The sequence below is a fragment of the Streptomyces sp. a15 genome (assembly GCF_059026085.1).
Genome location: NZ_JBWLKM010000006.1, coordinates 1 through 13432 on the forward strand (window position 1 = coordinate 1; position 13432 = coordinate 13432).

The following is a 13432-nucleotide window of genomic DNA, read 5'->3' on the forward strand; positions in this document are numbered from 1 at the left end:
GGACTCCAGCCACAGGGCCGGGGAGGTGCCGTCACCGGTGGCCGGGAAGGACTGGTCCAGCGCCCAGGAGTCGACGGGCTTCAGCGCGGTGCCGGAGAGCGCACTGGTGCTGATCTTCGTCAGGCGCTTGGTCGACCAGAACGTCGGCGAGTACTTGTCGGTGCACTTGGCACCGGAGGCGCACTCCTGGTCCAGCGGGGTGTCCGGCCAGCGCTTGGCGTTGGCGGTGGTCCGCTTGGCCTCCGCGCAGTCGAACGCGGCGTCGGCGATGCACCGTTCGGCCAGCGTGAACGCGACCCGGCCGGCCGGCAGGACGCCGAACAGCTTGTCGGAACGCAGGCCGTAGTCGATGCGCGAGAGCTGCGCGTTGCGGTCGTAGGACGCCTGCTGGTCGGCCTTCATGTTCTGGCCGTAGAAGTTGGCCCACTTGGTCCACCACAGGGTCATGGCGTCGCCCAGCGGGTCGACCACGTAGTCCAGGTTCCAGCGGTAGGCCTGGGCGCAGTCGGAGTCCATGAACGCGGTGGCGTGGCACGGCTCGTCCGGGTGGTTGCCGAACACCGGAACCGTCAGTGCCGAGTTGGTGACCGTGCCGTCCGGGGCGCCCGGCAGCTTGTTCAGGCCGAAGTGGTACTGGGTGCCGTCGGTGGTGGTCAGGACCCAGTACTCGCCGCCCTTGGCGCCGTTGGCGGCACCGGTCTTGCGCTGGAGGCGGGAGCCGTCGTCGTCGGCGGGACGCCACTCGTCGGTGCCGTCCTTCTTGACGAGCTCGGTGGTGTTGCCGCCCAGCGACATCACGACATGGTCGGAGCCCCAGCACAGGTCGCCGCTGTCGCCGGTGTTGTTCGGCTTGACCTCCTGGCCCTGGGCGTTCTTGATCGGGGCCTTGTCGTCCGAGCAGGAGCGGTACTTCCGCTCGATGTAGCCCGGTTCGTAGTCCCAGCCCTCGGCGATCCAGGAGGACTGCGCGTTGGTGGAGGCGGTGCGACCGTCCACGGCCTGCGAGGAGTAGGACAGTTCGACCTCGGGCTGCGGGCCGCCGGGCACCTCGGGCGCCTCGACCGGGTACGCCCAGGAGAACCCGCCGGAGGACGAGCCCGCCATCCATGAACCGGAGGGCGACAACGAGGTGGCCTCGTGGCTGCCGCCCGGCCCGGAGGCGTCGGCAGTCGCGGCGAGCACGGTGGGTCCGGCACTCGCGGTGGCGAGGTCGACGGTGGCGGTCACCGTCTTCGCGGCCGGGTCGTTCGCGCCGGGCAGTGCGGTACGGGTGCGGCAGCGTTCCAGCTCGGGCGTGGTCAGCGCACAGGCGGGAAGCCGGTGGAGCCGGAGCCGGGAGCCCCAGTCGCCGCCGTAGGTGTCCTTGAACGACGCGTAGTCCAGCTCCAGTTCGACGGAGCCGGAGGCGGCGGGAGCCAGGCCGTCACGGGCGGGTGCCGCGGTGAACAGCAGCCCCTGCACGCCGGTCTTGCGGGCGGTGGCCGCGTCCTTGACCTGGACCTCGACGGCGGTCCCGACGTCGGCGGTCGCGTGCTTCGGGGCCGCACCGCGGGTGCGGACGCCCTTCTTGGCGGCGGCCGCGGTGGATGTCTGACGGGCCTTCACGAGTCTGGTCCATGCGGCGGTGTCACCCAGGGTGGCGCCGGTGGTCAACGGCGCGCGGTTCGGGAGTTCGGCCCGGCTGTCGGTCACGACAGTGGTGAACGTACGGGCCTTGATGGTGCCGGCCACGGGCTTGAAGTCGGCCGTGGCCTCGTCGCGTACCTTCGGGCGCTTCTTGGTGAAGTTCTTGCCCGGGACGGACGGGTCGCCGCGCTTCACGTCGGAGATCCGGGTGCTTCCGGAGGCGGCTCTCGCGTCGTCGGGTATCAGCCCGATGAACATGACGAGCCCCGCGAACAGGGAAACAGATCTGTGCCAGTGTCCGAAATAGCGTAACTGTCTTATTAGTTGGTCCACTAAGGACCCCCCCCCCTCACTCTCTGTGACCGAGTGTTGAAAAACGTTCAGACAGTAAGCGCTTTCGATCGCTACGGACAAGCAAAGCGAGGGCAATGCGACAATCCCCACTTCGCCCAAGTGTTCGGAAAGAAATCGCTTTCTGCCCTGTACTGTTCGGCCTCGCGGCCCGCGTCCAAGGGCCCGCGGCGACCCCGCGAGGGGCTCGCACGGCAACGACTCCGGGGGGATTCGCCCATGCCAGAAACATCCCGAAGACAGCGCCCCATCAGGCGCTCGGCGCGCGCCGCGCTCGTCGCGGTGCTCGCCGGCGGGACGCTGGGGCTGACACCACTGACACCGCTCACGGCAGCGGCGGCCGACACCGAACCGACCACGGTGGCCGCGAACGCCGAGGAGCGCGCACTCCAGGACGCCGCCCGTACCGGGAAGGCCGTGGAGGTGCTGTCCGCCCGCACCGAGACCAGCGAGACGCACGCATTACCCAACGGGAACCTGCGCCAGACCCAGCACACCCTGCCCGTCCGCGTGAAGCGCGAGGGCACCTGGACCCCGGTGGACACGACGCTCACCGAGGTGACCGGCCGGATCTCGCCCAAGGCGGCACCCGGTCACGTCACGTTCTCCGCCGGCGGCGACACCCGCCTGGTGACCCTCACCGACCAGGGCGGCGAAATCGCCCTGACCTGGCCGAACCCCCTGCCCGAGCCCGTCCTCGACGGGGCGACCGCGACCTACCCGGACGTCTTCCCGGGCGTCGACCTGGCCGTCAAGGCAAGCCTGGACGGTTTCAGCCAGGCACTGATCGTAAAGACGCCCGAGGCGGCCGACCGCCCGGAGCTGACAGAAATCGACTTCGGGCTGCGCACCAAGAACCTGGAACTGACCAAGGACACCGAGAACGGCACCCTGCGCGCGGTGAACGCGGCCGGACAGACGGTGTTCGCCTCCTCCACGGCCCGGATGTGGGACTCGTCGGGCACGCCCGAGGAGGAGACGGCGGCGGCCCAGGCGCCGCCCCCCGCCAACGCCCCGGCCAATGCCTCGGCGAAGTCGCCCCGTACGGCCGGCGCCGGCACGGTTCGGGCCACGGCCGCGGCCGCGGCCGCGGCCGACGCCGAGCCCTCCCCGCTCACCCCGGGCACCAAGAGCAGCGAGGTCGGCGTCCAGGTCACCGACGAGAAGATCGTCCTGACCCCGGACCAGAAGCTCCTGGACGCCCCGGACACCGAGTTCCCGGTCTACATCGACCCGCGGATGACCGGCACCCGCGAGGCCTGGACGATCGCCTACAAGCCGCATCCGACCAGCAGTTACTGGAACGGCACCGGCTGGGACGGCGGTACGACGAGCGAGGCGCGCGTCGGCTACGAGTCGTCCACGGGCGGCACGGCCCGCTCCTTCTTCCGCGTGGGCTCGAAGTTCCTGGCGGGCGTTAAGGTGATCGACGCCCAGTTCCAGATCACCGAGACGCACTCGTGGTCCTGCACGCCCAAGCCGGTCGAGCTGTACCTGACCGGTTCCATCAGCTCGGCGACGACGTGGAACAAGCAGCCGTCCTGGTCCACCCGCCAGGACAGCCGCAGCGTCGCCCACGGCAACGAGACGTACGGCTGCGCGAACGCGCCGGTCGACTTCGCGGCCAAGGACGCGGCGGTCAAGGCGGCGGCCGCCAAGTGGTCCAGCATCACCTTCGGACTGCGGGCCCCGCAGAGCGCGGAGGACAACAAGGACGAGTACAGCTGGAAGAAGTTCAAGCCGGACGCCAAGCTGATCGTCGAGTTCAACCGCCCGCCGAAGGCGCCCTGGGCGCTGGACACCATCCCCAGCACCAAGGTCAGCAGCACCGAGTGCGGGAACGGTTCGTCGTACATCACCCTCGGCAACACGGACGTGACGCTGACCGCACAGGTGTGGGACCCGGACGGCGGCGCCGTCAACGTGCAGTTCCACCTGTGGGCGACCGGCAAGCACGACGTCTCGCCCGGGATCATCTTCGACAAGCGGATGAAGGTCACCGTCAAGGCGGCGGACTCCAAGGGCGCGCAGGCCCGGGTCGTCGTGAGCAAGGCCCTGCTCACGCAGCACATCGGCGCCAGCAACGGGCAGTTCTCCTGGAAGGCGCAGGCCGAGGACACCGCGGACGCGTCCTTCGCCTCCGACTGGACTCCGCCGGCGGGCGCACCGGGCTGCCGCTTCGGCTTCGACCCGAAGGCGCCGGCCGTGATGCCGCTCGTCGGCACGAAGGACGGTCTCTACCCCGAGACAACGGCCGACATGGAGCCCGTCGAAGGCGCGCTGTCCCGCACCGAGGGCGTGTTCGAGTTCAAGGCCAACGGCGTCTCGGACACCACGGAATACCGGTGGGGCCTCGACCGGACCCCGCCGGTCAACTCCGTGAAGCCAGCGGCCAAGGGCGGCTCGGTGGAACAGAAGGTCACCCCGCCCACGCCGGGACCGCACACGCTGTACGTGCGCCTGGTGGACGCGGGAGGCAACGTGGGCCCGATCTATCCGTATCGCTTCTACGTGAAGAGCCCGGGCGTGATGGACAAGCCGGGTGACCTCAACGGCGACGGACTGCCCGACATGGTCGCCGTGGACGGCACCGACAACCTGCGCCTGTACGGCGGTACGGGCAACGGCACCCACGCGACGATGATCCCCCTCTCCTCCGGAGGCGGCTGGGGCGGCTCGCTGCTGACGCACCGGGGCGACTGGACGGATGACTTCTACGAGGACCTGGTGGCACGCCACTCCAACGGCACGCTCTGGCTGTACCCGAACAGCGGCGGCCAGGGCGAGTTCACCGCCGACAACCGGGAGCAGGTGTACGTCTACCCTGACGAGGAGACGGATCAGGCGACCGACCCCGCGACCATCAAGCAGATCGTGTCCGTGGGTGACATCACCGCCGACTCCGATGCGCGCTACCCCGATTTCGTCGCGGTCATCGGCGACCAACTCTGGTTCATGCAGGGCCGCTACGGCGCGAAGATCGATTCGGGCTACCTGATCGGGGCCTCCGGCTGGGGCAACATGCAACTCGCCTCGCCGGGCGACGTCGACGGGGACGGCTTCACCGACCTCATCGCCCGCAACACCACCAACGGCGAGCTGTGGCTGTACCACGGCCGCAGCCCGGGCGACGCGGACGGCGACGGGATCTCCGACGGCGGCACGGACCCGGCATCCCTGGGCGGCGGGTCCAACCGCACGGCATACGCCACGGGGTGGACCACGGCCGCACGCCCCCTGCTGACCGCCACGGGTGACTCCAACGGGGACGGCATCCCGGACCTGTGGACCACCACCTCCAACACCACGGCGGGCTTGGAGTTCGTACCGGGCCGCAGAAGCGGCCTGGTGGGCCCCTCGGCGGTGGTCGGCGGCGGCGGCTGGCAGGCGATCAAGTTGATCTCCTGACCCGGACTCCCGGACTGCCGGACTGCCGGACTGCGGAACGAGGCGGCCGGTCGCACCACGCGACCGGCCGCTTTTGCTTTTGTCCGGCGGACAAGCGGACGACGTCCTGGCCAAGGCGCCCAGTAGGCGACCGAGCCATCCAGCACAGCTACAGCTTGACGATCATCTTTCCGGTGTTGTCGCCGCGCAGGACGCCGAGGAACGCCTCCAGGTTGTTCTCGATGCCCTCGACGACCGTCTCGCGGTACTTGAGCGCGCCCGAGGCGACCCAGGGGCCGACCTCCTGGACGAACTGCGGCTGGAGGTCCGCGTGGTCGTTGACGAGGAAGCCCTCGATGCGGCCGCGGGTCTGGATGAGGCGGGCGAGGTTCCGCGGGCCGGGGGCGGGCTCGGTGTTGTTGTAGACCGAGATCATTCCGCAGACCGCGATCCGGCCGTCACGGTTGAGCTGCCCGATGGCGGCTTCCAGGTGGTCGCCGCCGACGTTGTCGAAGTAGACGTCGACGCCGTCAGGGGCGGCCTCGCGGAGCTGCCGGGCGACCGAGCCGTTCTTGTAGTTGAACGCCGCGTCGAAGCCGTACTCCTCGACGAGGAGCTTGACCTTCTCGTCGGAACCGGCCGAGCCGATGACCCGGGAGGCACCCTTGAGCCTGGCGATCTGGCCGACCTGGCTGCCGACGGCACCGGCCGCGCCGGAGACGAAGACCGAGTCGCCCTCCTTGAAGGCGGCGGTGCGCAGCAGGCCCGCGTAGGCGGTGAGGCCGGTCATGCCGAGGACGCCGAGGTACGTGGAGAGCGGGGCGGCCTCGGGGTCCACCTTGACCGCCTGCTGGGCGTCGATGGTGGCGTACTCGCGCCAGCCGCCGAAGTGCAGCACGTGGTCGCCGACGGCGATGCCCTCGGCCTGCGAGGCGACGACCTCGCCGACCGCGCCGCCCTGCATGGCCTTGCCCAGCTCGAAGGGGGCCACATAGGACTTGGCGTCGCTCATCCGGCCACGCATGTACGGGTCGACGGAGAGGTACGCGTTGCGTACGAGCACCTGGCCGGGACCGGGCTGCCGGATCTCCGCCTCGGCCAGCTCGAAGTCCTCGGGCTTGGGCCAGCCGACGGGGCGGCTGAGCAGACGCCATTCGCGGCTTGCGGAGGGGAGTGTGCGGGTGTCGGACATGGAACCGGGCCTTCCTCAAAATACTTCAGTGCCTGAAACAACCATGCTCCTGAACATTTCAGGATGTCAAGTAACGGGGTACCCTGGATCCCATGGCCACACCCGAGAAAACCCGCCGGCCCGACGCGTTGACCATGGAGGTGGTCGAGCTGATCGGTGACGTCGTGGCGCGTTTCTACGAGGACTACGAGGAAGCGGCCGCGGAGCACGCGCTGACCGGAGCGCAGGCGCGGCTGCTGAGCCTGCTGTCGCTGGAGCCGCTGCCGATGCGGAAGCTGGCCCAGAAGCTGAAGTGCGAGCCGTCCAACGTCACGGGCATCGTCGACCGGCTGGAGGCCCGGGGGCTCGTCGAGCGCCGGCCGGCCCCGGCGGACCGCCGCGTGAAGGTGGCGGCCGCGACGGATGAGGGGCGGCGGGTCGCCCGGGAGCTGCGGGAAGGGCTGCGCTTCGCGCGGGAGCCGATGGCCGGGCTGTCGGACGAGGAGCGGCAGTCTTTGCGGGATTTGCTGCGGCGGATGCTGGAGCAGGGGTCTTAGCCGCACACCACACCCCTCGCTCACAGGGCGTCGACGCGATGAGGGTTCCGCCGGACAGGCCCTGAGCCCTAGGTGCACCACCACAAGAAGCGGTTGCACGTTTCCGGTGACGGGTCCGCGGTCGGTTCAGATGTCGTGGGGTCCGCCGTGGGAGTCGGGGACTGTGCCGGGGGCGCGGGGTCCGCGGTGGTGGGGGACGTGCCCGGGTCCGTGGTGGCCGACTGGGCGTCCTTGCCGGGGTCGTCCTCGTCCTTCTTCGCGTCGTCGTCCTTCGCGGACTCCGAGGCGGAGGGGGAGGCCGACGCGGTCGGGGAGGGCGAGTCCGACGCGCCCGCTCCGGTGCCTGCCGCGCCGTCCCGCGCCTTGGCCGACTCGCTCACCTCCGTCGCCGCGCCGTCCGCCGACTCGCCGCCGGCCGCCGCGCGCTTCGGGCTGGAGACCGGGGCGTCCATGCCGAGTTCCGCGAGGCTCAGCCCGCCGGCCGCCAGCACGAAGCCGGCGGCGACCAGGAGGGTCCGGCGGCGTCGGCGCCGGTGCGCGGCGGCCTTGCGATCGCGCCGGCTCGCACCGCCCGCGGGGCCGTCGTCCTCCTGGGAGTCATCCTCGTCGTCGTGGTCGTCGTAGCCCTCCGGAACCTCCGCGCCCCGGCCGCCACGTCCTCGCGCGCGTCTTCGTGCCGCCCGGCCGCCCGAGGGTTCCGCCACCGCCTCGGACCGGTGAGCGACCGCCTCGGTCTCGGCCGTGCCGGTGTCGTCGCCGTCAGCATGGTCGTCGCTCTCGCTCGCAGCCCCGGAGGAGGCGTCTCCGTACCCTCCAACCGTCCCCTGAGCGTCCTCGTAGGGGCCGACAGCCTGGCCGCCGCCCCCGTACGCCTCAGCCGCGTGGCCGCCTTCGTACGCCGCGCTCGCGCCCCCGCTCGGGTACCCGCCCGCGTATCCGACGCCGTACGTCCCGTCGGCCCCGTACTCCTGGTACGCCCCGGCCCCGCCCGGCGCCGCAGCCTGGGCCGGCGCGTGCTGCTGCGTCGCGTACGCGCGGACGGATTCGGCTGGGGTGCCGCACCCCGGGCAGGCGAGGGCGCCGTTGAGGTGCCGTCGGCACGGGAGGCAGTAGTCCATGACGCCGGAAGGATAAGTTCCGCACAGGGAGCGCTCCTAGAGATCTCCGTGAAGGTTCCGTGCGGAACTGGTGTTTCGCGTTTGCCCAGTTGAGGTCAAGCCCCGCCATTCCACGCTACTTCCGACACACCGGAGCGGTCCGGCGCACGGCGTACGTGCGTCGGACCGCTCCGGCGTGACAGCGTCCCTTTCAGCCGTCCCTTTCGGCGTGCCTCGGGTCAGGTTTTCCTACGGGTCGTCATGGCGCGCTGGATCAGGATGAACGCGCACAGCAGCACACCGGTGGCGATCTTCGTCCACCAGGAGCTGAGCGTGCCCTCGAACTGGATGATGCTCTTGATCAGGCCCAGGACGAGGACACCGAAGAGGGTGCCCAGGACGTAGCCGGAGCCGCCCGTCAGCAACGTGCCGCCGATGACGACCGCGGCGATCGCGTCGAGTTCCATCCCGGTCGCGTGCAGCGGGTCACCGGACTGGATGTACAGGGTGAAGAGGAGGCCGGCCAGGGCCGAGCAGAAGCCGCTCACCGTGTACACGGCGATCTTGGTGCCGCCCTGCGGCAGGCCCATCAGCATGGCCGACTGCTCGTTGCCGCCGATGGCGTACACCCGCCGTCCGAAGCGCGTGTAGTGCAGGACGTAGAACGCCACGGCGAGGACGACGAGCGCGACGATGGCGCCGACCGACAGGAAGCCCATCCCCAGCGACGCCTGTGCCTGGGCCATGCTGCTCACCGAGGAGTCGTCGATGGCGATCGACTCCTTGCTGATGACCAGGCACAGGCCCCGGAAGAGGAAGAGGCCGGCGAGGGTCACGATGAAGGGCTGGATCTCGAAGTTGTGGATCACATAGCCCATCAGGAAGCCGCCGAAGGCTCCCACGCCCAGCGCGATGGGGATGACGACCAGGATGGGCAGGCCCTGCTTCTCCACGAGCCACGCGGTGAGCATGGTCGTGAAGCCGATCACGGAGCCGACGGACAGGTCGATACCGCCGGACAGGATGACGAAGGTGGCGCCGACGGCGGCGACCAGAAGGTAGCCGTTGTCGATGAAGAGGTTGAGGAAGACCTGCGGTTCGCCGAAACCGTAGTTCGTGTAGCGGCTCAGGCCCGCGACGTACATCGCGAGGAAGAGCGTGGCGGTCACCAGGACGGGCAGGCGCCGGTCGCCGAGCAGCCGAGCGCCCTTGGACGCCGTACGACTGTCCGGTGCCTTGGCCTTGGGGGTCTGGGTGGTCGCGCTCATCACGACACCTCCATCTTGGGGGCTGCCGCGGTGGTCGGGGTGGTGTCCGCCGGGGTGGCGGCCGACGTGCCGCTTCCGTTCGCGCCGGGTCCGGAGCCCAACCTGGCGCCGAACACCTTGGCGCGGAACTTCGGGGACTGGAGCAGGCAGACGACGATGACGACGGCGGCCTTGAAGACCAGGTTGGTCTGGGTCGGCACGCCGATGGTGTAGATCGTGGTGGTCAGGGTCTGGATGACGAGGGCGCCCACCACCGTGCCGCCGATGGAGAACCGGCCGCCCAGGAGCGAGGTGCCGCCGATCACCACGGCGAGGATCGCGTCGAGCTCGATCCACAGACCGGCGTTGTTGCCGTCCGCGGCCGAGGTGTTGGAGCTGATCATCAGGCCCGCGATGCCGGCGCACAGCGCGCAGAACACGTACACCATGATCTTGATGCGGCGGGACCTGATGCCGACCAGGCGGCTGGCCTCGGCGTTGCCGCCGACCGACTCGACCAGCAGGCCGAGGGCCGTACGGCGGGTCAGCGCCACGGTGACGGCCACGACCGCGGCCACCACGAAGATGGAGAAGGGCAGGGTCAGCCAGTAGCCGCCGCCGATCAGCTTGTACGGCTCGCTGTTGATGGTGATGATCTGGCCGTCGGTGATCAGCTGGGCCACGCCGCGTCCGGCGACCATGATGATGAGCGTCGCGATGATGGGCTGGATGCCCATCCGGGCCACCAGGAAGCCGTTCCACAGGCCGCAGACCACCGCGGCCACCAGGCCGATGCCCATGGCCAGGAACACCCCGGACAGGGCGTCCTGGTCGGACTGGTCGCTGATGTACGAGCAGGTCAGGGCTCCGGTGATGGCGACCACGGCGCCGACCGAGAGGTCGATGCCGCCGGTGGCGATGACCAGGGTCATACCGACCGCCACCAGGATGAGCGGCGAGCCGAACAGCACGATCGAGACGAGGCTGCCGTAGAGGTGGCCGTCCGTCATCTTGATCGAGAAGAAGTCGGGGGTGAAGGGAACGTTGATCAGCAGCAGGACGACCAGCACGGCCACCGGCCAGAACAGGTGATGCTGCGTCAGCGCTCGCCATCGGGGAGTGGTGGTCACTGGTGCTCTCCGCTCGCGATGGTCTCCAGGATCCGGGTGGGGGTGATCTCGGGCCCGTTGGCGAGCTGCGCGACGAGCTTGCGGTCGCGCAGCACTCCGATGGTGTGGCTGAGCCGGAGCACCTCTTCCAGCTCGGCGGCGATGTACAGCACTGCCATGCCTTCCTCGGAGAGCGAGACCACGAGTTTCTGGATCTCCGCCTTCGCGCCGACGTCGATGCCGCGCGTCGGTTCGTCCAGGATCAGCAGCTTCGGCTGGGTGATGAGCCAGCGGGCGAGCAGCACCTTCTGCTGGTTGCCGCCGCTGAGCCGGCCGACGCGGGCCTCGGGGTTGGCGGGGCGGATGTCCAGCGCCTTGATGTACTTGGCGACGAGTTCGTCGCGCTGGGCGGCCGGGATGGGCCGGGTCCAGCCGCGGGCCGCCTGGAGCGCGAGGATGATGTTCTCCCGCACCGTCAGGTCGGGTACCAGGCCTTCGGTCTTGCGGTTCTCCGAGCAGAACGCGACGCCCGCGGAGATCGCGTCGTTCGGGGCGCTCATCGAGACCTGCTTGCCGCCGATGGTGACCTTGCCGCTGTCGGGCTGGTCGGCGCCGAAGAGCAGCCGGGCGAGTTCGGTGCGCCCGGAGCCGAGCAGGCCGGCCAGGCCGAGGACCTCGCCCTTCTTGATCTCCAGGTCGAAGGGGGCGACGCCGCCCACCCTGCCGAGGCCGTCAGCCTTGAGCAGCGTCTCGCCGACGTCGGCTTGCAGCTGGTGCTCGTGGATCTCCTCCAGCTGGTCCATGGCCTTGCCGATCATGAGCTGGATCAGTCCGACCTGGTCGAGCTCGCTGACCAGGTGCTCGCCGACCAGGGCGCCGTTGCGCAGGACCGTCATCCGGTCGCAGATCTCGTAGATCTGGTCGAGGAAGTGCGAGACGAACAGGATCGCGACGCCTTCGTCCCTCAGCTGCCGCATCAGGCGGAACAGTTCGAGGACCTCGTCGCGGTCGAGGCTGGACGTCGGCTCGTCCAGGACCAGCACCTTGGTGCCGGCTCCCGAGCCGTCGCTGTCGCCGGTGCCGACCGACCGTACGATCGCGACCAGTTGCTGCACGGCCAGCGGGTACGAGGACAGGGGCGCGGTGACGTCGATGTCGAGGCCGAGCCGGTCGACCAGCTCCGCCGCCTCCTGGCGCATGCGCTTCCACTGGATGCGGCCGAAGCGGGTGGGTTCACGTCCGATGAAGATGTTCTCCGCCACCGACAGGTTGGGACAGAGGTTCACCTCCTGGTACACCGTGCTGATGCCGGCCTGCTGCGCCTGCAGCGGGCTGCCGATCCGCACGGACTTGCCGTCGAGGGTGACCGTGCCGCCGTCCAGCGAGTAGACGCCGGTCAGCACCTTGATCAGAGTGGATTTTCCGGCGCCGTTCTCGCCCATCAGGGCGTGGATCTCACCGGGGAAGAGCCGGAAGTCGACACCCGACAGAGCCCGTACCCCCGGAAACTCCTTGACTATGCCCGTCATCTCCAGGACGGGCTTCGGCTCTGCCATAACTCTCCTAGCGCGGGACCACCGGCTTTGTCCAGTGGGGAAATTCACTTACCTGGCCTGTATTACGTTCGTTTCGCCCCCGGAAGGGGTCGGTTCGGGCTGGACCGCAACCTTCGGGTTGGAAGCCCCCCTCATGTGGGGTGGAGTCACGGCAGCGCTCCTCATCGAATCGAGTCGCTGCAGGCCCAGCGGGCCCGGCCGACCGAGGCTTCGGTCGGCCGGAGGCTCCTGCCGGTGGGTGCGGTCGGTCAGTACTTGCGGGTGGGGAGGGCGGCCTTGGCCTGGTCCTGCATGAAGTCGCTCTCCTTGGTCTTGATCCAGCGCTCGACCGTCTCGCCGTCCTTGACCTTCTGCACGACCTCCATCAGCTGGGGGCCGAGCAGCGGGTTGCACTCGACGATGGCGTTGATCTTGCCCTCGGACATGGCGACGAAGCCGTCCTTCACGCCGTCGACCGTGACGATCAGGATGTCCTTGCCGGGCTTCTTGCCGGCCGCCTCGATGGCCTGGATGGCGCCTATGCCCATGTCGTCGTTGTGCGCGAACAGCACGTCGATGTCCGGGTTGGACTGGAGGAAGGCGGCCATGACCTGCTTGCCCCCGGCCCGGGTGAAGTCGCCGGTCTGGCTGACGACGATCTTCCAGTCGTCCGCGTGGTCGGCGTCCATGACCTCCTTGAAGCCCTTGGCACGCTCGATCGCGGGGGCGGCACCGGTGGTGCCCTCCAGCTGGGCGATCTTCACGGCACCCTTGTGGCCGGCCTTCTCCAGGACCTTCTCCAGGATCTTGGCGGCGCGCCGGCCCTCGTCCGTGAAGTCGGAGCCGACGAGGGTGACGTACAGGGACTCGTCGGAGGTCTCGACGGAGCGGTCGGTGAGGACCACCGGGATCTTCTTGGCCTTGGCCTCCTTCAGCACCGCGTCCCAGCCGGTGACGACCACCGGCGAGAAGGCTATGACGTCCACGCCCTGCGTGATGTAGCTGCGGATCGCGGAGATCTGGTTCTCCTGCTTCTGCTGCGCGTCGGAGAACTTGAGGGTGTAACCCGCCTCCTTGGCCGCCGACTTGACCGAGTCGGTGTTGGCGCTGCGCCAGCCGCTCTCCGAGCCGACCTGGGAGAAGCCGAGGACGAGCGCCTTGCTGTCGCCGGAGGTGGAGCCCGAGGGGCTGTCGTCCTCCTTGGCGCAGGCCGCCAGGCCCGTCGCAGCCGCCACGCCGACCGCCGCGGTGAGGAAGTTCCTTCTGTTGAGCATGGGTCTTCTCCTTTGAAGAGCCGGTCCGGGGATGGACCACTGGTACTCGATGGGACCGGCCGCACTGCGTCCAGCCTG

General features: G+C 69.4%; 8 protein-coding genes and 1 pseudogene. 2 read left to right on the forward strand and 7 right to left on the reverse strand.

The window, feature by feature from the left end:
* A pseudogene (locus AC5P09_RS08955) lies at nt 1-1884 on the reverse strand (RHS repeat-associated core domain-containing protein); the annotation flags it as partial.
* 312 nt (nt 1885-2196) lie between these two features.
* On the opposite strand from AC5P09_RS08955, the gene AC5P09_RS08960 reads away from it, so the two are divergent.
* Nucleotides 2197-5385 (forward strand): VCBS repeat-containing protein, encoded by a 3189-nt coding sequence (locus AC5P09_RS08960; protein ID WP_493873318.1) that lies wholly within the window; start codon nt 2197-2199, stop codon nt 5383-5385.
* A 148-nt stretch (nt 5386-5533) separates the two neighbouring features.
* Here AC5P09_RS08960 and AC5P09_RS08965 read toward each other — a convergent pair whose 3' ends face one another.
* Nucleotides 5534-6556: an NADP-dependent oxidoreductase gene (locus tag AC5P09_RS08965; RefSeq protein WP_493873319.1), complete on the reverse strand. Its 1023-nt coding sequence runs from the start codon at nt 6554-6556 to the stop codon at nt 5534-5536.
* Between the two features lie 92 nt (nt 6557-6648).
* Here AC5P09_RS08965 and AC5P09_RS08970 point away from each other — a divergent pair, with 92 nt between their 5' ends.
* Entirely contained in the window at nt 6649-7092 is a 444-nt protein-coding gene (locus AC5P09_RS08970) for a MarR family winged helix-turn-helix transcriptional regulator (RefSeq protein WP_493873320.1), read from the forward strand.
* A gap of 68 nt (nt 7093-7160) precedes the next feature.
* Here AC5P09_RS08970 and AC5P09_RS08975 read toward each other — a convergent pair whose 3' ends face one another.
* From AC5P09_RS08975 to AC5P09_RS08995, 5 genes are all read right to left on the reverse strand, one after another.
* On the reverse strand, nt 7161-8210 hold the full coding sequence (locus AC5P09_RS08975; RefSeq protein WP_493873321.1) for an SCO2400 family protein: 1050 nt from the start codon (nt 8208-8210) through the stop codon (nt 7161-7163).
* A gap of 218 nt (nt 8211-8428) precedes the next feature.
* Nucleotides 8429-9457: a galactofuranose ABC transporter, permease protein YjfF gene (yjfF, locus tag AC5P09_RS08980; RefSeq protein WP_493873322.1), complete on the reverse strand. Its 1029-nt coding sequence runs from the start codon at nt 9455-9457 to the stop codon at nt 8429-8431.
* Nucleotides 9457-10566: an ABC transporter permease gene (locus AC5P09_RS08985; protein WP_493873323.1), complete on the reverse strand. Its 1110-nt coding sequence runs from the start codon at nt 10564-10566 to the stop codon at nt 9457-9459. Before AC5P09_RS08985 ends, yjfF begins: the two co-directional genes overlap by 1 nt.
* Nucleotides 10563-12101 (reverse strand): sugar ABC transporter ATP-binding protein, encoded by a 1539-nt coding sequence (locus AC5P09_RS08990; protein ID WP_493873324.1) that lies wholly within the window; start codon nt 12099-12101, stop codon nt 10563-10565. Before AC5P09_RS08990 ends, AC5P09_RS08985 begins: the two co-directional genes overlap by 4 nt.
* A gap of 248 nt (nt 12102-12349) precedes the next feature.
* Complete coding sequence (locus AC5P09_RS08995; RefSeq protein ID WP_493873325.1) at nt 12350-13354, reverse strand: ABC transporter substrate-binding protein; 1005 nt, start codon at nt 13352-13354, stop codon at nt 12350-12352.
* Nucleotides 13355-13432 lie beyond the last annotated feature (78 nt).

Bases quoted from the DNA above. Each gene is read 5' to 3' on its own strand.
- AC5P09_RS08965 (WP_493873319.1), bottom strand. From the start codon at position 6,556: ATGTCCGACACCCGCACACTCCCCTCCGCAAGCCGCGAATGGCGTCTG.
- yjfF (WP_493873322.1), bottom strand. From the start codon at position 9,457: ATGAGCGCGACCACCCAGACCCCCAAGGCCAAGGCACCGGACAGTCGT.
- AC5P09_RS08960 (WP_493873318.1), top strand. From the start codon at position 2,197: ATGCCAGAAACATCCCGAAGACAGCGCCCCATCAGGCGCTCGGCGCGC.
- AC5P09_RS08990 (WP_493873324.1), bottom strand. From the start codon at position 12,101: ATGGCAGAGCCGAAGCCCGTCCTGGAGATGACGGGCATAGTCAAGGAG.
- AC5P09_RS08995 (WP_493873325.1), bottom strand. From the start codon at position 13,354: ATGCTCAACAGAAGGAACTTCCTCACCGCGGCGGTCGGCGTGGCGGCT.
- AC5P09_RS08970 (WP_493873320.1), top strand. From the start codon at position 6,649: ATGGCCACACCCGAGAAAACCCGCCGGCCCGACGCGTTGACCATGGAG.
- AC5P09_RS08975 (WP_493873321.1), bottom strand. From the start codon at position 8,210: ATGGACTACTGCCTCCCGTGCCGACGGCACCTCAACGGCGCCCTCGCC.